Annotated in this window: 20 protein-coding genes and 1 riboswitch; of the genes, 7 read left to right on the top strand and 13 right to left on the bottom strand. The window is 71.1% G+C overall.

All coding sequences use genetic code 11. From position 1 onward, the window contains the following. Window positions 1–28: 28 nt before the first annotated feature. Window positions 29–604 (bottom strand): TetR/AcrR family transcriptional regulator, encoded by a 576-nt coding sequence (locus ACZ7KF_RS25270; protein WP_471079242.1) that lies wholly within the window; start codon window positions 602–604, stop codon window positions 29–31. A gap of 86 nt (window positions 605–690) precedes the next feature. Between ACZ7KF_RS25270 and ACZ7KF_RS25265 the strand changes: the two genes are divergently transcribed. Continuing rightward, the gene (locus tag ACZ7KF_RS25265; protein WP_471079239.1) at window positions 691–1,152 is read left to right on the top strand and encodes a nuclear transport factor 2 family protein; all 462 of its coding nucleotides are present in this window, start codon (window positions 691–693) and stop codon (window positions 1,150–1,152) included. On the opposite strand, the gene rocD is transcribed toward ACZ7KF_RS25265, so the two are convergent. Beyond that, window positions 1,153–2,397 carry an ornithine--oxo-acid transaminase gene (gene rocD / locus ACZ7KF_RS25260; protein WP_471079633.1) on the bottom strand — a complete coding sequence of 415 codons (1,245 nt, stop codon included), beginning with the start codon at window positions 2,395–2,397 and terminating at the stop codon, window positions 1,153–1,155. A gap of 84 nt (window positions 2,398–2,481) precedes the next feature. After that, window positions 2,482–2,570, top strand: a riboswitch (ZMP/ZTP riboswitch). A 33-nt stretch (window positions 2,571–2,603) separates the two neighbouring features. Here rocD and ACZ7KF_RS25255 point away from each other — a divergent pair. The 3 genes from ACZ7KF_RS25255 (at window position 2,604) to ACZ7KF_RS25245 (ending at window position 5,947) form a co-directional block, all read left to right on the top strand. After that, complete coding sequence (locus tag ACZ7KF_RS25255) at window positions 2,604–4,058, top strand: glycine hydroxymethyltransferase (RefSeq protein WP_471079237.1); 1,455 nt, start codon at window positions 2,604–2,606, stop codon at window positions 4,056–4,058. Between the two features lie 132 nt (window positions 4,059–4,190). Beyond that, entirely contained in the window at window positions 4,191–5,216 is a 1,026-nt protein-coding gene (gene trpS / locus ACZ7KF_RS25250; protein ID WP_471079234.1) for a tryptophan--tRNA ligase, read from the top strand. A gap of 149 nt (window positions 5,217–5,365) precedes the next feature. Further along, window positions 5,366–5,947: a 2'-5' RNA ligase family protein gene (locus ACZ7KF_RS25245; RefSeq protein WP_471079231.1), complete on the top strand. Its 582-nt coding sequence runs from the start codon at window positions 5,366–5,368 to the stop codon at window positions 5,945–5,947. Between the two features lie 54 nt (window positions 5,948–6,001). Here the strand turns inward: ACZ7KF_RS25245 and ACZ7KF_RS25240 are convergent, their stop codons facing one another. Then, complete coding sequence (locus tag ACZ7KF_RS25240; protein ID WP_471079228.1) at window positions 6,002–6,769, bottom strand: decaprenylphospho-beta-D-erythro-pentofuranosid-2-ulose 2-reductase; 768 nt, start codon at window positions 6,767–6,769, stop codon at window positions 6,002–6,004. Between the two features lie 85 nt (window positions 6,770–6,854). On the opposite strand from ACZ7KF_RS25240, the gene ACZ7KF_RS25235 reads away from it, so the two are divergent. After that, window positions 6,855–7,889, top strand: a complete 1,035-nt coding sequence (locus ACZ7KF_RS25235) for a YihY/virulence factor BrkB family protein (RefSeq protein WP_471079223.1) — start codon at window positions 6,855–6,857, stop codon at window positions 7,887–7,889. Here the strand turns inward: ACZ7KF_RS25235 and ACZ7KF_RS25230 are convergent. Further along, window positions 7,837–9,096: a D-alanyl-D-alanine carboxypeptidase family protein gene (locus tag ACZ7KF_RS25230; protein ID WP_471079220.1), complete on the bottom strand. Its 1,260-nt coding sequence runs from the start codon at window positions 9,094–9,096 to the stop codon at window positions 7,837–7,839. The genes ACZ7KF_RS25235 and ACZ7KF_RS25230 overlap by 53 nt on opposite strands. Before the next feature lie 91 nt (window positions 9,097–9,187). Between ACZ7KF_RS25230 and ACZ7KF_RS25225 the strand changes: the two genes are divergently transcribed. Both ACZ7KF_RS25225 and ACZ7KF_RS25220 read left to right on the top strand, forming a co-directional pair. Continuing rightward, a complete protein-coding gene (locus tag ACZ7KF_RS25225) occupies window positions 9,188–9,427 on the top strand; it encodes an SCO4848 family membrane protein (protein ID WP_471079217.1) in 240 nt (79 codons plus the stop codon). Between the two features lie 395 nt (window positions 9,428–9,822). After that, on the top strand, window positions 9,823–11,367 hold the full coding sequence (locus tag ACZ7KF_RS25220) for an ABC transporter substrate-binding protein (RefSeq protein ID WP_471079215.1): 1,545 nt from the start codon (window positions 9,823–9,825) through the stop codon (window positions 11,365–11,367). A gap of 1 nt (window position 11,368) precedes the next feature. On the opposite strand, the gene ACZ7KF_RS25215 is transcribed toward ACZ7KF_RS25220, so the two are convergent. The 9 genes from ACZ7KF_RS25215 to sdhC all read right to left on the bottom strand — a co-directional run bounded on the left by ACZ7KF_RS25215 (window position 11,369) and on the right by sdhC (window position 18,540). Further along, window positions 11,369–12,109 carry a TetR/AcrR family transcriptional regulator gene (locus ACZ7KF_RS25215; protein ID WP_471079212.1) on the bottom strand — a complete coding sequence of 247 codons (741 nt, stop codon included), beginning with the start codon at window positions 12,107–12,109 and terminating at the stop codon, window positions 11,369–11,371. Window positions 12,110–12,119: 10 nt separating this feature from the next. Further along, window positions 12,120–12,641 carry a thiol-disulfide oxidoreductase DCC family protein gene (locus tag ACZ7KF_RS25210; protein WP_471079209.1) on the bottom strand — a complete coding sequence of 174 codons (522 nt, stop codon included), beginning with the start codon at window positions 12,639–12,641 and terminating at the stop codon, window positions 12,120–12,122. Then, a complete protein-coding gene (locus ACZ7KF_RS25205) occupies window positions 12,638–13,045 on the bottom strand; it encodes a hypothetical protein (protein ID WP_471079206.1) in 408 nt (135 codons plus the stop codon). Before ACZ7KF_RS25205 ends, ACZ7KF_RS25210 begins: the two co-directional genes overlap by 4 nt. Window positions 13,046–13,130: 85 nt before the next feature. After that, window positions 13,131–13,541 carry a VOC family protein gene (locus ACZ7KF_RS25200; protein ID WP_471079203.1) on the bottom strand — a complete coding sequence of 137 codons (411 nt, stop codon included), beginning with the start codon at window positions 13,539–13,541 and terminating at the stop codon, window positions 13,131–13,133. Window positions 13,542–13,630: 89 nt separating this feature from the next. Next, window positions 13,631–14,998, bottom strand: a complete 1,368-nt coding sequence (locus ACZ7KF_RS25195) for an FG-GAP and VCBS repeat-containing protein (protein WP_471079200.1) — start codon at window positions 14,996–14,998, stop codon at window positions 13,631–13,633. A gap of 120 nt (window positions 14,999–15,118) precedes the next feature. Then, window positions 15,119–15,898, bottom strand: coding sequence for a succinate dehydrogenase iron-sulfur subunit (locus tag ACZ7KF_RS25190; protein ID WP_471079198.1), 780 nt, complete (start codon window positions 15,896–15,898; stop codon window positions 15,119–15,121). Continuing rightward, window positions 15,898–17,652 (bottom strand): succinate dehydrogenase flavoprotein subunit, encoded by a 1,755-nt coding sequence (sdhA, locus tag ACZ7KF_RS25185; protein WP_471079195.1) that lies wholly within the window; start codon window positions 17,650–17,652, stop codon window positions 15,898–15,900. The genes ACZ7KF_RS25190 and sdhA overlap by 1 nt, the downstream gene beginning before the upstream one ends. A gap of 19 nt (window positions 17,653–17,671) precedes the next feature. Then, window positions 17,672–18,154 (bottom strand): succinate dehydrogenase hydrophobic membrane anchor subunit, encoded by a 483-nt coding sequence (locus ACZ7KF_RS25180; RefSeq protein ID WP_225825126.1) that lies wholly within the window; start codon window positions 18,152–18,154, stop codon window positions 17,672–17,674. 5 nt (window positions 18,155–18,159) lie between these two features. Next, entirely contained in the window at window positions 18,160–18,540 is a 381-nt protein-coding gene (gene sdhC, locus ACZ7KF_RS25175) for a succinate dehydrogenase, cytochrome b556 subunit (RefSeq protein ID WP_225825127.1), read from the bottom strand. Window positions 18,541–18,545 lie beyond the last annotated feature (5 nt).

Genomic DNA, 18,545 nt, shown 5'->3' with positions numbered 1-18,545 from the left:
CCGAGCCGCCGTGGCGCGTGGGCCCGGCTCAGCGCGCCTCGCCACTCCCGAGCAGCACCTCCACCGCCGCCCGTGCCTGTCCCGCCGGGGCCGGGTCGCCGTTGATGCCCGCGGTGACCATGGCGCCTTCGGCGAGCAGGAACACCGGTTCGGCGACCGGTGTGCCGGTGGCCGACACCCACGCGGTGAGCTGGTCGTGGAAGGCCCGCTTGTGGGACCGGACCTCGGCCAGGACCGGCTCGGAGGACGAGCCGAGTTCGCCGTGGGCGTTGATCCAGGCGCAGCCGCGGAAGCCGGGCTCCGCGAACCACCCGGCGAGCCAGTCGAAGACCGCGAGGACCCGCTCGCGCGGGTCGGTGACCCTCTCCACGTGCGCGGTCAGGCTCGCGCGCCAGCGCCGGTCGCGCCGCCGGAGCATGGCGACCACGAGGTCCTCCTTGGTCGCGAAGAACCGGTAGATCCGCTTCAGGGGCAGCCCGGACGCCTCGCGGACCCGGTCCATCCCGACCGCCTGGATGCCGTGCGCGTAGAACAGCGTCTCCGCCGCGTCCAGCAGGGACTCGCGGTCCCGTCGGTTCTGTTCCTCGGTGATCGGGGCGGGCATGGGGGTCTCCTTGACGCTGAGAACGGTCGTTCTCTATCGTAGTCGCAGCAATGGAGAACGCTCGTTCTCAACTTGAGGAGGCCGTCGTGCCCGAAGACCGCCCGCCCCGCCCGCCGTTCACCCTCGAAACCGCCCGCCGGAAGGTGCAGGCGGCCGAGGACGCCTGGAACACCCGCGACCCCCACCGGGTCGCCCTGGCCTACACACCGGACTCCGTCTGGCGCAACCGCGACCGGTTCGTCACCGGCCGCGACGAGATCGTCGCCTTCCTGACCGCGAAGTGGGAGCGCGAACTCGACTACGCGCTGCGCAAGAGCCTCTGGAGCTTCCACGAGAACCGGATCGCCGTCCGCTTCCAGTACGAGTGCCACGACGCCGACGGCCGGTGGTGGCGCTCCTACGGCAATGAACTGTGGGAGTTCGACGAGCACGGCCTGATGCTCCGCCGGGAGGCGAGCATCAACGACGTGCCCATCGACGAGGCCGACCGGCGCATCTTCGGCCCCCGGCCCGTCGACCAGCACGGCACCGACATCCCGCTGCACTGATCAGCCCCCGGACAGCACCTCCCGCAGCTGCTCCACCCCCCACTCCAGTTCCTCGTCGCCGATCACCAGCGGGGGCGCGATCCGGACGGTCGACCCGTGGGTGTCCTTCACCAGGACCCCACGGGCCAGCAGCCGCTCGGAGACCTCCCGGGCGCTGCCCGCCGCCCGCGGGACGTCCACCCCGGCCCACAGCCCGCGCCCCCGCACCGCCGTGACCCGGCCCGCGCCGCGCAGCTCGCCCAGCAGCCCGTGCAGCCGCTCGCCCAGCCGCGCCGCCCGCTCCTGGTGCTCGCCGGTGCGCAGCATCGCGATCACCTCCAGTGCCACCGCGCAGGCCAGCGGATTCCCGCCGAACGTCGACCCGTGCTCGCCCGGCCGGAACACCCCGAGCACCGCCGCGCTCGACACCACCGCCGACACCGGCAGGATCCCGCCGCCCAGCGCCTTGCCCAGCACGTACATGTCCGGCACCACGCCCTCGTGCTCGCAGGCGAAGGTCCGTCCGGTCCGCCCGAGCCCCGACTGGATCTCGTCGGCGACGAAGAGGACGTTCCGCTCGCGCGTCAGCTCCCGCACCCCCGCCAGATAGCCGGCCGGCGGCACGATCACCCCGGACTCGCCCTGGATCGGCTCCAGCAGCACGGCGACCGTGTTCTCCGTGAGCGCCGCCCGCATCGCGGTCAGATCGCCGTACGGCACGATCTCGAAACCGGGCGTGTACGGCCCGAAGTCCGCCCGCGCCTCCGGATCCGTGGAGAAGCTGATCACCGTCGTCGTACGGCCGTGGAAGTTGCCGCCCGCCACGACGACCTTCGCCATCTCCCCGGGGACCCCCTTCACCCGGTACCCCCACTTCCGGGCGGTCTTCAGCGCGCTCTCCACCGCCTCCGCGCCCGTGTTCGTGGGCAGCACCATCTCCATCCCGCACAGCTCCGCCAGCTCGGTGCAGAAGGCCGCGAACAGGTCGTGGTGGAGGGCGCGGGAGGTCAGCGTCACCCGGTCCAGCTGCCGCTTGGCCGCCCCGACCAGCCGCGGGTTGCCGTGCCCGAAGTTCAGTGCCGAGTAGCCGGCCAGCAGATCCAGATACCTGCGCCCCGCCACATCCGTCAGCCACGCCCCCTCACCGGTGGCGATCACCACCGGCAGCGGGTGATAGGTCGGCGCGCAGTGCGCGTCGGCGGCGGCGATGAGGTCTTCTGCAGTGGTCACGGCCTCTCCCGGATACGACGGTGACCCCCTTCCCATCCTCGCGCGCACGCGGGACGAGGATCGCGACCGACATGCGGGCCACCACCGCGTGGGCGCCGTCCGACGCGCCCGGTAGGCTGACGAGCGGGCCGTGACTGGCGCGCTGGGATGGGACGGACCATCAGGGAGCGGCCCGAGCGGGAAGAGTGCCGTGCGCCTGGGCCGAACGTGAACGCTGCACGCACACCGTCCGGAGGTCCCCGATGCCCGAGAATTCCGCCCCCCTCTCCACCGAGTCCACGGCCTTCCGCGCCGCGCTCGACGTGGTCCGCGCCGTCGAGCCGCGCGTCGCCGACGCCATCGGCCAGGAGGTCGCCGACCAGCGCGAGATGCTCAAGCTGATCGCCTCCGAGAACTACGCCTCCCCGGCGACCCTCCTCGCCATGGGCAACTGGTTCAGCGACAAGTACGCCGAGGGCACGATCGGCCGCCGCTTCTACGCCGGCTGCCGCAACGTCGACACCGTCGAGGCCCTCGCCGCCGAGCACGCCCGCGAACTCTTCGGCGCCCGCCACGCCTACGTCCAGCCGCACTCCGGCATCGACGCCAACCTCGTCGCCTTCTGGGCCGTCCTCGCCGACCGCGTCGAGGCGCCCTTCCTGGAGAAGGCCGGCGTCCGCCAGGTCAACGACCTGACCGAGGCCGACTGGGCCGAGCTGCGCCAGGCCTTCGGCAACCAGCGCATGCTCGGCATGTCCCTGGACGCCGGCGGCCACCTCACCCACGGCTTCCGTCCGAACATCTCGGGCAAGATGTTCGACCAGCGCTCCTACGGCACCGACCCGGCCACCGGCCTCATCGACTACGAGGCCCTGCGTGCCCAGGCCCGCGACTTCAAGCCGCTGATCATCGTCGCCGGCTACTCCGCGTACCCCCGCCTGGTGAACTTCCGCATCATGCGCGAGATCGCCGACGAGGTCGGCGCCACCCTCATGGTCGACATGGCGCACTTCGCCGGCCTGGTCGCGGGCAAGGTCCTCACCGGCGACTTCGACCCGGTCCCGCACGCCCAGATCGTCACGACGACCACCCACAAGTCGCTGCGCGGACCGCGCGGCGGCATGGTCCTGTGCGACGACTCCCTCAAGGACCAGGTGGACCGCGGCTGCCCGATGGTCCTCGGCGGCCCGCTCCCGCACGTCATGGCCGCCAAGGCCGTCGCCCTGGCCGAGGCCCGGCAGCCCGCCTTCCAGGACTACGCCCAGCGCGTCGTCGACAACTCCCGCGCGCTGGCCGAGGGTCTGATGCGCCGTGGCGCCACCCTGGTCACCGGCGGCACGGACAACCATCTCAACCTGATCGACGTCGCCGGCTCCTACGGCCTCACCGGCCGCCAGGCCGAGGCGGCCCTGCTGGACTCCGGCATCGTCACCAACCGCAACGCCATCCCGGCGGACCCGAACGGCGCCTGGTACACCTCCGGCATCCGCGTCGGCACCCCGGCCCTGACCACCCGTGGCCTGGGGACCGCCGAGATGGACGAGGTGGCCGGCCTCATCGACCGCGTCCTGACCACCACCGAGGCGGGCACCACCAAGTCGGGCGCCCCCTCCAAGGCGGCCCACGTCCTGGACGAGAAGGTCGCGCAGGAGATCGCCCAGCGGGCGACGGACCTCGTCGCGGGCTTCCCGCTGTACCCGGAAATCGACCTGGGCTGATCGTCCCCCGAGGGGCGGCCGCCCCTCGGGAGCGCGGCGGACCGCGGACCGGCCACGACCGGTCCGCGGTCCCGGCGCGCGCCGCACCGTCCCCCGCATCAGGGGCCGATGCCACCCTCAGCCTCTGCGAGAATGGGGAACATGGCTTCCGCTGACCGACCCCGCGTGCTCTCCGGCATCCAGCCCACCGCCGGCTCGTTCCACCTCGGCAACTACCTCGGCGCCGTCCGCCAGTGGGTGGCCCTGCAGGAGTCCCACGACGCGTTCTACATGGTCGTCGACCTGCACGCGATCACGATCCCGCAGGACCCGAAGGAGCTGCGGGCCAACACCCGGCTCGCCGCCGCGCAGCTGCTGGCCGCCGGCCTCGACCCGGACCGCTGCACCCTCTTCGTGCAGAGCCATGTCCCCGAGCACGCCCAGCTGGCCTGGGTCATGAACTGCCTCACCGGCTTCGGCGAGGCCAGCCGGATGACCCAGTTCAAGGACAAGTCCGCCAAGCAGGGCGCCGACCGGGCCTCCGTCGGCCTGTTCACGTACCCGATCCTGCAGGTCGCCGACATCCTGCTGTACCAGGCCCACGAGGTGCCCGTCGGTGAGGACCAGCGCCAGCACATCGAGCTGACCCGCGACCTCGCCGAGCGGTTCAACGGCCGGTTCGGCCAGACCTTCACGGTCCCGAAGCCGTACATCCTCCGGGAGACCGCGAAGATCTACGACCTCCAGGAGCCGTCGATCAAGATGAGCAAGTCGGCGTCCACGCCGAAGGGGCTCATCAACCTCCTCGACGAGCCGAAGACCACGGCCAAGAAGGTCAAGAGCGCCGTCACCGACACGGACACGGTGATCCGCTACGACGCGGAGAACAAGCCCGGCGTCTCGAACCTCCTCACCATCTACTCCACGCTCACCGGCAGGTCGATCGCCGAGCTGGAGCAGGACTACGAGGGCAAGATGTACGGCGCGCTCAAGACCGACCTCGCCGACGTCATGGTCGAGTTCGTGACGCCGTTCCGCGAGCGCACCCAGCAGTACCTGGACGACGCCGAGACGCTGGACTCGATCCTCGCCAAGGGCGCGGAGAAGGCGCGCGCCGTCGCCGCCGAGACCCTCGCGCAGGCGTACGACCGCGTGGGCTTCCTCCCGGCCAAGCACTGAGGCGTACGACCGCACGGGTGGCCGCGGGCAGAGCGCTGCACATCACTTCCGCTGCGCCTGCCCACAGGACATCCGTGGCCGTACAGTCGATATCCGACGGCCGGGACGAGACGGCCGAGACGACAACAGACGCGACGACAGGAGACCACGTGGGGACCGTAACGATCGGCGTGTCGATCGCGGTCCCGGAGCCCCACGGCAGCCTGCTCCAGGAGCTGCGCGCGGGCTTCGGCGACGCCGCGGCTCACGGTATCCCCACGCACGTCACGCTGCTGCCGCCGACCGAGGTGGACGCGGCCGACCTGCCGGCGATCGAGGCGCACCTCAGCGGGGTCGCCGCGGCCGGCCGGCCGTTCCCGATGCGGCTGTCCGGGACCGGCACCTTCCGGCCCCTGTCGCCGGTGGTGTACGTGCGTGTCGTCCAGGGCGCCGAGGCGTGCGCCCGGTTGCAGCAGCGGATCCGGGACGCCTCCGGGCCGGTGGCGCGCGAGCTGCAGTTCCCCTATCACCCGCACGTCACCGTCGCGCACGGCATCGACGAGGCGGCGATGGACCGCGCCTTCGAGGAACTGGCGGGCTACGACGCCCAATGGCCGTGCACCGGCTTCGCGCTGTACGAGCAGGGTGCCGACGGCGTGTGGCGCAAGCTGCGCGAGTACACCTTCGGGGGCTCCGTCGTACCGCCCCAGCCCGGCCAGCCCGACGTCGAGCGCGGAGCGCTGCGCGGATAGGCGCCGCGGGGCGCAGCCGCCCGCCGGCCGGGCCCCGCGCCCCTTCGGGGGCGGCTAGACCGGCAGCCGCCGAAACAGCGGCCGTGGGGTGTGCCGCAGCGCCGCCATCAGCAGCCGCAGCGCGCCCGGCACCCAGACCGTCTCCGAGCGCCGGCGCAGTCCCAGCTCGATCGCCGTGGCGACCGCCTCCGGCGTGGTGGCGAGCGGCGGCCGATGCCGTCCGGCCGTCCGCCGCGTGCGGACGAATCCGGGGCGTACGACCATGACGTGCACGCCGGTGCCGTACAGGGCGTCGCCGAGGCCCTGCGCGAACGCGTCGAGGCCCGCCTTGCTGGAGCCGTGGATGAAGTCGGCGCGGCGGACGCGCTCGGCGGCGGCGGAGGACAGGACGACGAGGGAGCCGTGGCCCTGGGCCTGGAGGGCGCGGCCGACGACCAGGCCCGCCGAGACGGCCCCCGTGTAGTTGGTCCGGGCGACCCGCACCGCGCGGACCGGGTCGCGCTCGTCGTAGGCCTGGTCGCCGAGGATGCCGAAGGCGAACAGCACCATGTCGATCTCGCCCTCGGCGAAGACCTTGCCGAGGACCGTCTCGTGGGACTCGGCGTCGAGCGCGTCGAAGGCGACGGTCCGGGCGTCCGCGCCGAGCGCGCGCAGGCTCTCGGCGGCCTGTTCCAGGGCGGGGGAGGGGCGGCCCGCCAGCCACACCGTGCGGGTGCGGCGGGCGATCAGCCGGCGCGCGGTGGCCAGCGCGATCTCGGACGTGCCGCCGAGGACGAGCAGGGACCGGGGCAGTCCGGTGGGCAGTGTGGTGGCATCCTTCATGACAGCCGACCGTATAGCCCGTATATGACCGTTTCGGCGAAGAAACGCGGTGTTGGTGTTCTCGCGCAGCGGGCACAGTCGGACCATGGACTGGCTGAAGAAGCTCCCCGTCATCGGGCCGACCGTCACCCGGCTGACCCTCACCCACGCGTGGCGGTCCTACGAGCGGCTGGACCGGGTGAAGTGGACCCGGCTGGCCGCCGCGATGACCTTCGTCAGCTTCGTCGCCCTGTTCCCGCTGCTGACCGTGGCCGCCGCGATCACCGCCGCCACGCTCAGCCCGAACCGGCAGAAGACCGTCGAGCGCAGGATCGCCGACCAGTTCCCCGGCCTCTCCGACCAGCTGGACCTCACCTCCCTGGTGCACAACGCGGGCACGGTCGGGGGCATCGCGGGCGCGGTGCTGCTGCTCACGGGCATCGGCTGGGTCGGCCAGATGAGGGACTGTCTGCGCGCGGTGTGGGAGCTGCCGGACCACGACGAGAACCCGGTCCTCGCCAAGGCCAAGGACGCCGGCATCCTGCTGGGTCTCGGCGGCGCCCTGCTGCTCACGCTCGCCGCGTCCACCCTCGCCTCGGCCGCCGTCGGCTGGCTCTCCGGGCGGATCGGCCTGGACGAGCAGGGCTGGGGCAGTTGGCTGCTGCGGATCGCGGCGTTCGTCGTCGCCGTGCTCGCCGACTTCCTGGTCCTGCTCTACGTCCTGACCCTGCTGCCCGGGGTCGAGCCGCAGCGCCGCCGCCTGCTGGTCGCCGCGCTGCTCGGCGCGATCGGCTTCGAACTGCTCAAGCTGCTGCTCAGCGGCTATATCCAGGGCGTTGCCGCGAAGAGCATGTACGGCGCGTTCGGGGTCCCCGTGGCCCTGCTGCTGTGGATCAACTTCACCGCGAAACTCGTGCTCTTCTGCGCCGCCTGGACGGCGACGCCGAGCAAGGAGGCCGAGGCGGGCGCAGCGGGCGAAGCGGTCGAGGTGGTCGAGGTGGTCGAGGTGAGCGCAGCGGGCGAGATGGGCGCAGCGGGTGAGGTGGGCGCAGCGGGTGAGGTGGGCGACGAGGACGCGGGAACCGGCCTCAGGGACGCGTCCGACGGCGCATCAGATCGGGCAGCGGCCAACGGCGGTTGACCAGGAACGCCCCGCCCCCGAGCAGCACCAGCAGCCCGCCCGCGACGGCCAGGGCGATTCCCATGCCGCTCGCCCCGGACTCGGCACGGGCGCTGGCCGCCGGCTTCGCACCCGCCCCGCCGGACCCGCCGGACGTCTGCCCCGGCTCCTGCCCCGCCTGCCCGGCCGACGCGGCCGCGTCCGGCCCGGCCGTGCTCGACGCGGCGCTCTTCGGCGGCACCAGCTCACCCACCGGATCGACCTTGCCGACCGCCTGGAAGCCCCAGTCGAACAGCTTCGCGCTCTCCTTGTAGACCTCGTTGTGCTCGTTCTTCGCCGGGTTCATCACCGTGACCAGCAGCACCTTGCCGCCCCGCTCGGCGACCCCGGTGAAGGTGGCGCCCGCGTGCGTGGTGTTGCCGTTCTTCACGCCCGCGATGCCCTGGTAGACGGGGACGTCGCTGTCGCCGCTCAGCAGCCGGTTGGTGTTCCGGATCTCGGCGGAGCCGAACTTCGCGCTCACGGTCGAGCAGTAGTCCCGGAAGTCCTTCTTCTGCAGGCCCGAGCGGGCGAACAGCGTCAGGTCGTACGCCGACGACACCTGGCCCGGCGCGTCGTAGCCGTCGGGGGAGACCACGTTCGTGTCCAGCGCCTGGAGTTCCTCGGCGTGGTCCTGCATGTCCTCGACCGTCCGCTTCACCCCGCCGTTCATCGACGACAGCACGTGCACGGCGTCGTTGCCCGAGCGCAGGAAGACCCCGAGCCACAGGTCGTGCACGGAGTAGGTGCCGCCCTCCTTTATCCCGACCACGCTGGAGCCGGCCCCCACGCCCTTGAGGTCCTTGGGCGCCACCTTGTACCGGGTGCCCTGGGGGAAGCGGGGCAGCACGGTGTCCGCGAAGAGCATCTTCAGCGTGCTCGCCGGGGGCAGCCGCCAGTGCGCGTTGTGCGCGGCGAGGACCTGGCCCGACTCGGCGTCGGAGACGATCCAGGAGCGGGCGGTGAGGTCCTTGGGCAGCACCGGGACGCCGGGGGCGAGGTCGACCTGCGTGCCCGGCTGTCCGAGCCGGGCGCCGCCCAGCGTCGACATCCGGGCCGGGGGAGTGGCCGTCGGGCTCGTCGAGGGGGTCGGCGCGGCGAGCGCGGCGGGCGCGGTGACGGACAGGGACAGCAGGGTGGCGGAGGTGACCAGCACGGATCGCCGGCCGGTCCGCTTCGGTGCGGGCACGGTCGAGAACGTACCGGCACCGGACGGTGAAGTCCCGCCCACCGCCCCACCCCCGGCACGGAACCGGACAGGCGACGGCGATACTGATGTCATGAAGCTCAGCCGCCCGGTCTCCTGGTTCCTGCTCGCCTTCGGGGTGTGGAGCTGGGTCATCTGGGTCACTTTCGTCAAGAACCTGGTCAAGGACAGCAGCGGACTCGCCTTCGACGACGGTCACCCGACCGCGTACTTCTGGGTGCATCTGCTGCTGGCGGTCGTTTCCTTCGTATTGGGGACGGTCATCGGGGTCATCGGGTTGCGCGGACTGCGCGCACTGCGCCGGAAGTCATAGCGGGGGAGCGGTCGGGGTGGTCGTCGTACCTCCCAGCCCCCGACCCCACCCCACCTCCCAGCCCCCCCGAGCCGGTCCCCCGTACCCGCTTCGCCTCGCCTCTCAGCCCCCCGAGCCGGGAGCTCGTGGGGTCACCTCTCGGCTCACCGAGCCGGGTCGAACTGGCCGTCACGCGCGCGTGACAGAACCGCTCCCACGGCTGTGAAGGAGCTGCGGAACCCGGCGGGGACGGCGCCCGGGCAAGTTCTTCCACAACTGGTCAGAAAGCCCTTCCCCGCGGTGAAAGCCGTGTGATTAGGTGAGCCGCGCCACTCAGGGGAAGTGGCCGATTCGTGCTGGGCCAGGGGTAGGGCCTTGACGGGCCCGGGGAGGGCACCACCATGCGATCTGTTCGCATGCGGATTCTCGTGACGCTGCTCGTGCTCGCCGTCGTGGGGATCGGCGGCTGGCAGCTGCTGCCGTCGCAGGGGAACAAGAACAGGACCATCACCGTCGGTACGACGGACGGGGTCACCGCACTCGACCCGGCCGGCGCCTACGACGCCGGATCCTGGGCGCTGTTCAGCAACGTGTACCAGTCGCTGCTGACCTTCGAGCCGGGCGGGGTCGAGCCGGTCCCGGACGCGGCGACGGGCTGCGCGTTCGAGGGCGGCGGCCTCAGGACGTACCGGTGCACCCTGCGCGCCGGGATCACCTTCCCGAGCGGACGCGCCATGACGGCCGAGGACGTGAAGTACTCCTTCGACCGGGTCAGGAAGATCGATTCCGATGTCGGCCCGGCCTCCCTGTTCGGCACGCTCGCCTCGGTGACCGCGGACGACGCCCGTACCGTCACCTTCCACCTCTCCTCCTCGGACGCCACCTTCCCGCTGAAGGTGGCCACCGGCGCCGGCTCGATCGTGGACCGGGACAAGTACCCGGCCGACGCCCTGCGCACGGACGCCGCCGTCGACGGCACCGGGCCGTACAGGCTGACGGCGTACACCAGGGACGAGAAGGCCGACCTCGCGCCCAACGAGCGCTACAAGGGGTATCTGAGCGGCACGGGCCGCCCGGTCGAGGTGCGCTACTACGCCGACTCCGCGAAGCTCGCAGGCGCCTGGAAGGCCCACCGGATCGACGTCGCCACCCGGACCCTGCCGCCGGAGGTGCTCTCCGAGCTGAACCCGAGCGACCCCGAGCAGCGGCTCACCGAGTCCGACAGCTCGGAGACCCGCAACCTGTACCTCAACACCCGCTCCGCGTCCCCGCTGCACGACGCGCGGGTGCGCCGGGCGATGGCCTGGCTGATCAACCGCGAGGAGCTGGCGGCGACGGTCTACCAGGGCACGGTCGACCCGCTGTACTCGCTGATCCCGACCGGCATCACCGGCCACACCACGTCGTTCTTCGACAACTACCCGCGGCGCAGCACCCGGAAGGCGCGTGAGCTGCTCACCGAGGCCGGGGCGAGCCTGCCGGTGCGCTTCACCCTCGGCTACGGCATCGGCCGCGGCGCGAGCGCGGAGGAGGCCGCGGAGCTGAAGCGGCAGCTGGAGGCGAGCGGCCTGTTCGAGGTGGACGTCAAGGGGTACGAGTGGACCGAGTTCCAGAAGCGCTGGGCCGCCGGGAAGATGGACGCGTGGTCGGTCGGCTGGGTGGCCGACTATCCCGATCCGGACACCTTCGGCGCCGCGCTCGTCGGCACCGGCTCCACCATGGGCACCGGATACAGCAACAAGCTGGTCGACCACCTCGTCCTGGAGAGCCGGCAGTTCGCCGACCGCAGCCGGGCCGCGAAGGACTTCGAGGGCATCCAGGCGGACGTGACCCGGGACGTCCCGCTGATCCCGCTGTGGCAGCGCAAGGAGTACGTGGTCAGCATCGAGGACGTCGGCGGCGGCCAGTACCTGACCGACGGCACGGGCGTGTTCCGCCTGTGGCGGCTGAACTGGATCTGAGTCACTCGTCCCGCTTGCGCCGCGGATCCGGCAGCGCCTTCGTCATGCCGGGCAGGAAGTCCGTGAACAGCTCGTGGACCTCCAGGACCAGCGGGCGCAGGACCCGGAAGCGGGCCAGGGAGACCCCGCGCGCGGTGAGGCGGGCGCCGCGGCGGGCCAGGCGGTAGCTGCGCTCGCGGTCCTCCGTGCGGTCGAAGATCCAGTACAGCACCAGGCCCATCTGCGAGAGCCACATCAGCTCCGGCAGGACGTCCCGGAGTTCGGGGGCCACCTTGGACTTGGAGCCGGCCAGCACCTCCCGGTGCACGCTGACGGCCTGCTCGCGCGCGTGCTCGCTCTCCGGCGAGAAGGGGCTGAGGGGGCTGTCGGGGTCGGCTGCGTTCTTGAAGAACTGGACCGCGAACTCGTGGTACGGCCGGGCGATGTCCAGCCACGCGGTCAGCACGCCCGCGAGCCGTGCCTCCAGGTCGGTCTCGCGGGCCAGGACCTCCCGGACCGCCGCCTGGTGGTCGGCGGCGATCCGGTCGTAGAAGCCCTGGATCAGGTGTTCCTTGCCGGCGAAGTAGTAGTAGGCGTTGCCGACGGAGACTCCGGCCTCCGTGGCGATCGCCCGCATCGTCGTCTTGTCGTACCCGCGCTCCTGGAACAACCGCATCGCGGTCTCCAGGATCAGCGCGCGGGTCTGCTCGGACTTGCTGCTCTGGGGGCCGGCCGCCTCGGGGCCGTCGTTCTTCGCGGGCACGGTGAAGAGCCTAACGAGTGGCGCAGGCGGGTCCGGAGCAGGACGGCGGGGAGTAGGACCAGCCCGTGTGCGGATGGTACGACCAGCCGTCGGCCCGGTGGTACGCCTGGCCGCCCCACTGCGCGCCCCGCCGCTGTGTCGCCCCCCGCCACTTCGCCGCGGCGAGCACGGCTCCCCGGGCCGTCTTGGCGCCCGCCGGGGTGGCGAGCCGGTGGGCGAGCGGCCGGTGTTCGCGCAGGGCCCACAGGACGACGATCCAGGCGCGCGAGCCCCGGTAGACCTGCCCGGAGTCGCCGACGACGGTGACCTCGTCGAGGGTGCCGGCGTGGTCGAGTCCGGGGAAGCGGGCGCGGGCCTCGGCCGAGCCGGCCGGCACCAGCTCCAGCGGCACCAGCTGCGGCTGCCGCGTCAGCCAGCCGCGCAGGTGCCTGCACAGGGCGCACCCGGCGTCGTACAGGACGGTCAGCCCGCGGACCGGGGTGCCCGCGGCACCCCGGCCCTGGGCGGCGGTCGCGGCGGTCACGCCGGTCACGCCCCGGCCGTCGGCGCGACCCACTCCTGCGGGCCCACCGGGGGAAGCTGCTCGTGCTCCATGAGGCCGCGCCGGCGGATCTTGTTGAGCACGTACACGTTGCCGAGGTGCATCGCCCCGAGCACCAGCAGGACCACGCCCAGCTTGGTCGACAGGGCCTCGAAGACGCCGCGGGTGTCCTCGATCGTCTCGTCCCCGCTCAGGTACAGCGCCACGAAGCCGAGGTTGACCAGGTAGAAGCCGACCACCAGGAGGTGGTTGACGGCGTCCGCGAGCTTCTCGTTGCCGCGCAGGACGTCGGCCAGGAAGATCCGGCCGTTCCGGCTGAGCGTGCGGGCCACCCAGACGGTCAGCGCGATGCTGACGACCAGGTAGATGACGTAGGCGATGACGGTGCGGTCCATGCCCCACCCCTTCTTGAACGCGTTCAAAACGCTGACAGGGGTGACTGTAGACCTGATTTTGAACGCGTTCAACTCCGGGGCGGGGTCAGCTTCTGCGGCCCAGTGCCGGGCGCTTGGTGTAGTCGGTGAAGCCGAGGACGTTCCCCCAGGGGTCGGCGATCTCCACGGTCCAGCCGGTGACCGCCTGGAAGATCTCGTCCAGCGGCCGGACGCCGGCGGCGGCCAGCTCCCGCGCCGCCACCCGGGCGTCCGGCACCTCCAGCCAGAGCCGCGGCGAGGGCCAGTGCGGCGGCCGGGGACGCAGCCCCTCCTCGGCGCGCAGCAGGATGCCGGGCGTCTCCGGACCGACCTTCAGCATCGCGATCCCGGCCTCGTCGAACCGGAACCCCACGGTGAACCCGGCCCGCTCGTAGAAGGCGACCGCCTCGTCGAGGTCGCCGACGGGGAGCAGCACGTTGTCGAAGCCGAGCAGTTCGTACGACTCTTCGTCTGACATGTCGTCACATTAGGATCCCCGGTCCCCGGAAGCGAGGAGCCCCACCGGAGCGGACTCCGGTGGGGCTCCGGCGTGGTCCCGGCGGCGGACTACTGCGGGAAGGCGGGGTCCAGACCGGTCTCCACCGCATGGCTGGTGGTGACGCCCGAGGCGGTGCCGCGCAGCAGCACGCCCGTGCGGTACAGATCGCCCGAGACCAGCAGGTCCGCGTCGCCGTCCCGATCGAAGTCGCGCAGGCGGACGAACAGGCCGAGCGCCTCGCCGTCGGCGGGGCCGCCCGGCACGCCCGCCGTGGCGCGGGTGAACCACTGGGAACCGGTGCCGGTCAGGCCGCTCCTGCCGCCCCGCAGGACGTGCACGCCGCCCGCGTTCTGCACCGAGCCGACCTCCTCCTCGGGCACGCCGACCGCGAGGTCGGGATAGCCGTCGCGGTTGGTGTCGCCGGCGGAGAGGGAGTAGCCGAAGCGGTCGTTCTTCGTGGCCGCCGTCGCCACGCCCGCGGTGGACTGGGAGAGGCGGTAGGAGGTGGTGGGGCCGCTCGCCCCGCCGCGCAGGACCACCACGGAGCCCGCGCCCTTGTTGTACGGCTTGTCGCTGACGGCCAGGTCGCCGTAGCCGTTCTTGTCGAAGTCGGCGATCACTCCGGTGGAGCCGAAGTCGAACTGCGAGGCGTTGTACGTCGTGTACTTGCCGCGCTTGATGGTGGAGCCGCCCTGCACGAACCACGCGGCCTCGGTCATCTTGCCGTTCTTGTAGCCCTGGCCGAGCACGTACAGGTCGGTGGCCCTGTCCTTGTTGACCTTGCCGGCGACGATCTCGGTCGGCTCCAGCACCTCGGCACCGCTGGGGCTGACCTCCAGCCGGGTGACGCTGCCGGTCGTACCGGTCTGGGAGAAGCCGCCCCGGTAGACGAAGAGGGTGCCGGTGACGTCGGTGACGGCCAGGTCCGGCTTGCCGTCGCCGTTGAAGTCACCGGCGGCGAGGGCCGCGCCGAAGGCGACCTTGGACTTGGCCGGGATGCGCGTGGCCTTCGTGCCCAGGCCGGACTTGGCGCCCCACAGGATGGTGACCGCGCCCGCCGCGGTCGTCGTACCGACCTTCTCGCTGGCGTCGCCGACGGCGAGGTCGGCGTACCCGTCGCGGTTGAAGTCGGCGTTCGCCACGTGGTCGCCGAAGGTGTCGGCGTACCCTCCGGCGTCACCGGCCTTGCCCGGGATGTTGGGGCTGTCCTGGGTGAACGTCACCGTCTTCGGACCCGGTCCGGTCGGCGTGCCGTAGGTGACGGTGACCTCGCCGCCCCAGCCGGAGGCGTAGTCCCGGTAGCCGTCGCCGTTGAAGTCGTCGGCGTACTTGGCGGGCGTCGCCGCCGTCGCCGGCCCGGCCGTGAGAGCCAGGAGTCCCCCGGTGAGCGCGAGGGCCGTGGCGGTGGCCACGGCGAGTTGTCTGTGCGTACGCATGTGTCTCCTTGATCGCGTACCCAGGAGACACACGGTCCGGGGAAACAGTTGTACGGCGAGGGCCCCGCCTCCGGTGCGTTACCGGAGACGGGGCCCGAGATGCCGCAGGCGTACGGCGGATCAGTAGCGACGCGTGATCAGCGCGCGCTTGACCTCCTGGATCGCCTTCGTGACCTCGATGCCGCGCGGGCAGGCGTCCGTGCAGTTGAAGGTCGTGCGGCAGCGCCACACGCCGTCGCGGTCGTTCAGGATCTCCAGGCGCTGCTCGCCCGCCTCGTCCCGGCTGTCGAAGATGAAGCGGTGGGCGTTCACGATCGCGGCCGGACCGAAGTACTGGCCGTCGTTCCAGAACACCGGGCAGGAGGAGGTGCAGGCCGCGCAGAGGATGCACTTCGTCGTGTCGTCGAAGCGCTCGCGGTCCTCGGCGGACTGGAGCCGCTCACGGGTCGGCTCGTTCGTCTCCTTGGTGACCAGGAACGGCATGACGTCCCGGTACGCCTGGAAGAACGGCTCCATGTCGACGACCAGGTCCTTCAGGACCGTCAGGCCCTTGATGGGCTCGACCGTGATCGGCTTCTCGGGGTTGATGTCCTTGATCAGCGTCTTGCAGGCAAGACGGTTCTTGCCGTTGATCCGCATCGCGTCCGAGCCGCAGATGCCGTGCGCGCACGAGCGGCGGAAGGTGAGGGTGCCGTCGATGTCCCACTTGATCTTGTGGAGGCCGTCGAGGACACGCTCCTTCGGGTCGATCTCCAGCTGGAAGTCTTCCCAGGTCGCCTCCGCCGAGACCTCCGGGTTGAACCGGCGGACGCGGAAGGTGACCGTGATGTAGGGGGAGTCGGCGAAGCCGGGCTCGGGCTGGCCGGCCGCGTCCGCCTTGTCCAGAACAGGGGTAGCCATCAGTACTTACGCTCCATCGGCTGGTAGCGGGTCTGGACGACCGGCTTGTAGTCGAGACGGACGGTTTCCGAGCCGTCGGCGCCGACCTCGCGGTACGCCATGGTGTGGCGCATGAAGTTGACGTCGTCGCGGTTCGGGTAGTCCTCGCGGTAGTGACCGCCGCGGGACTCCTTGCGGGCGAGGGCCGAGACCGCCATGACCTCGGCCAGATCGAGCAGGTTGCCCAGCTCGATCGCCTCCAGCAGGTCCGTGTTGAACCGCTTGCCCTTGTCCTGGATCGCGACGTTCTTGTAGCGCTCGCGCAGCTCGGCGATCTTCTCGACCGCCGTCTTGATCGTCTGCTCGGTGCGGAAGACCATGACGTTGGCGTCCATGGTCTCCTGCAGCTCGCGACGGAGCTGGGCCACCCGCTCGGTGCCGGTGGAGGTGCGCAGCCGCTCGATCTGCTCGACGACGAGGGACTCCGGGTTCTCCGGCAGCTCGACGAAGTCCGCCTTCTGGGCGTACTCGGCGGCGGCGATGCCCGCGCGGCGGCCGAAGACGTTGATGTCCAGCAGCGAGTTCGTGCCCAGGCGGTTGGCGCCGTGGACCGAGACGCAGGCGACCTCGCCGGCGGCGTACAGGCCGGGGACCACCGTCGTGTTGTCCGCCAGGACCTCACCCTCGACGTTCGTCGGGATGCCGCCCATGGCGTAGTGCGCGGTCGGCTGGATCGGGATCGGGTCCGTGTAGGGCTCGATGCCGAGGTAGGTCCGCGCGAACTCGGTGATGTCCGGGAGCTTGGCGTCCAGCTGCTCCGGCGGCAGGTGGGTCAGGTCCAGGTAGACGTGGTCGCCCTCGGGACCGCAGCCACGGCCCTCGCGGATCTCCGTGTAGATGGAGCGGGACACGACGTCACGGGACGCGAGGTCCTTCATGACCGGCGCGTACTTCTCCATGAAGCGCTCGCCGTCCTTGTTGCGGAGGATGCCGCCCTCACCACGGGCGCCCTCCGTCAGCAGGATGCCCATGCGCCAGATGCCGGTCGGGTGGAACTGGAAGAACTCCATGTCCTCCAGCGGCAGACCGCGGCGGTAGACGGCGGCCTGGCCGTCACCGGTCAGGGTGTGGGCGTTCGACGTCACCTTGAAGAACTTGCCGGTGCCGCCGGAGGCGTAGATGACCGACTTCGCCTGGAAGACGTGGATCTCGCCGGTCGCCAGCTCGTACGCGACGACACCCGCCGACTTCTTGACGCCGTCGACCTCGGTGATCAGCTGGTCCAGGACGTAGAACTCGTTGAAGAACTCCACGCCCTCCTTGACGCAGTTCTGGTACAGCGTCTGGAGGATCATGTGGCCGGTGCGGTCCGCGGCGTAGCAGGACCGGCGGACCGGGGCCTCGCCGTGGTTGCGGGAGTGACCGCCGAAGCGGCGCTGGTCGATCGTCCCGTTGGGCGTCCGGTTGAACGGCAGGCCCATCTTCTCCAGGTCGAGGACGGCGTCGATGGCCTCCTTCGCCAGGATCTCGGCGGCGTCCTGGTCGACCAGGTAGTCACCGCCCTTGACCGTGTCGAAGGTGTGCCACTCCCAGTTGTCCTCCTCCACGTTGGCCAGCGCGGCGGCCATGCCGCCCTGCGCGGCGCCCGTGTGGGAGCGGGTGGGGTAGAGCTTGGTCAGGACCGCGGTGCGGCTGCGCTTCGTCGACTCGATGGCCGCGCGCATGCCCGCGCCGCCGGCGCCGACGATGACGGTGTCGTACTTGTGGATCTTCATGATTCTCGCAGCCCCGTGCCTAGCGGATGTTCGGGTCGAAGGTGAAGATCACCAGCGTGCCCAGCAGGATGGTGAACACCGTGGCCGTGTAGAGCAGAGCCTTCAGCCACAGCCGGGAGTTCGGCCGCTCGGCGTAGTCGTTGATGACCGTGCGCAGGCCGTTGGCGCCGTGCAGCATCGCGAGCCACAGCATCAGCAGGTCCCAGACCTGCCAGAACGGGGACGCCCAGCGGCCGGCCACGAAGGCGAAGCCGATCTTGGAGACACCGCCGTCCAGCACGAGCTGGATGAGCAGGTGGCCGATGACGAGGACGACCAGCACGATGCCGGACAGGCGCATGAACAGCCAGGCGGCCAGTTCGAAGTTGCCCCGGGTCGACTTCGGGGTCTTCTTGGTGCGCTTGCGCGGCGCCTCGATCAGCGGGGCCGGGCTGTCGACGGTGTAGACGGGGGCGCCCTCGACGGGGCCGACTCCGGACGCGGGGGTTTCAGTCGTGGACATCGGCGTCAGCTCCCAAAGAGGACACGGGCGGCGTGACCGAGGACCGGGTAGATCGCCCCGGCCATCAGGACGATCCAGACACCCATCACGGCCCAGAACATCTGCTTCTGGTAGCGCGGGCCCTTCGACCAGAAGTCGACGGCGATGACACGCAGGCCGTTGAGCGCGTGGAAGAGGATGGCGGCCACGAGGCCGTACTCCAGCAGCGCGACGATCGGCGTCTTGTACGTGGCTACGACCTTGTCGTAGTCCTCGGGGGAGACACGCACGAGAGCGGTGTCCAGCACGTGAACGAACAGGAAGAAGAAGATGAGGACGCCGGTGACTCGGTGAGCCACCCAGGACCACATTCCTTCCCGGCCGCGGTACAGCGTTCCAGCCGGCACGGAAG

The sequence above is a fragment of the Streptomyces sp. NPDC038200 genome (assembly GCF_055600785.1).
This window is presented reverse-complemented; position numbering and strand designations above follow the sequence as displayed.

Excerpts from the sequence above, each read along its gene's own strand:
- ACZ7KF_RS25225 (WP_471079217.1), top strand. The coding sequence starts at position 9,188 with ATGAAGCTCAGCCGCCCGGTCTCCTGGTTCCTGCTCGCCTTCGGGGTG.
- ACZ7KF_RS25180 (WP_225825126.1), bottom strand. The coding sequence starts at position 18,154 with ATGTCCACGACTGAAACCCCCGCGTCCGGAGTCGGCCCCGTCGAGGGC.
- ACZ7KF_RS25240 (WP_471079228.1), bottom strand. The coding sequence starts at position 6,769 with ATGAAGGATGCCACCACACTGCCCACCGGACTGCCCCGGTCCCTGCTC.
- ACZ7KF_RS25200 (WP_471079203.1), bottom strand. The coding sequence starts at position 13,541 with ATGTCAGACGAAGAGTCGTACGAACTGCTCGGCTTCGACAACGTGCTG.
- ACZ7KF_RS25205 (WP_471079206.1), bottom strand. The coding sequence starts at position 13,045 with ATGGACCGCACCGTCATCGCCTACGTCATCTACCTGGTCGTCAGCATC.
- trpS (WP_471079234.1), top strand. The coding sequence starts at position 4,191 with ATGGGGAACATGGCTTCCGCTGACCGACCCCGCGTGCTCTCCGGCATC.
- sdhA (WP_471079195.1), bottom strand. The coding sequence starts at position 17,652 with ATGAAGATCCACAAGTACGACACCGTCATCGTCGGCGCCGGCGGCGCG.
- ACZ7KF_RS25190 (WP_471079198.1), bottom strand. The coding sequence starts at position 15,898 with ATGGCTACCCCTGTTCTGGACAAGGCGGACGCGGCCGGCCAGCCCGAG.
- ACZ7KF_RS25235 (WP_471079223.1), top strand. The coding sequence starts at position 6,855 with ATGGACTGGCTGAAGAAGCTCCCCGTCATCGGGCCGACCGTCACCCGG.
- ACZ7KF_RS25220 (WP_471079215.1), top strand. The coding sequence starts at position 9,823 with ATGCGGATTCTCGTGACGCTGCTCGTGCTCGCCGTCGTGGGGATCGGC.
- ACZ7KF_RS25270 (WP_471079242.1), bottom strand. The coding sequence starts at position 604 with ATGCCCGCCCCGATCACCGAGGAACAGAACCGACGGGACCGCGAGTCC.
- rocD (WP_471079633.1), bottom strand. The coding sequence starts at position 2,397 with ATGGGAAGGGGGTCACCGTCGTATCCGGGAGAGGCCGTGACCACTGCA.
- ACZ7KF_RS25255 (WP_471079237.1), top strand. The coding sequence starts at position 2,604 with ATGCCCGAGAATTCCGCCCCCCTCTCCACCGAGTCCACGGCCTTCCGC.
- ACZ7KF_RS25195 (WP_471079200.1), bottom strand. The coding sequence starts at position 14,998 with ATGCGTACGCACAGACAACTCGCCGTGGCCACCGCCACGGCCCTCGCG.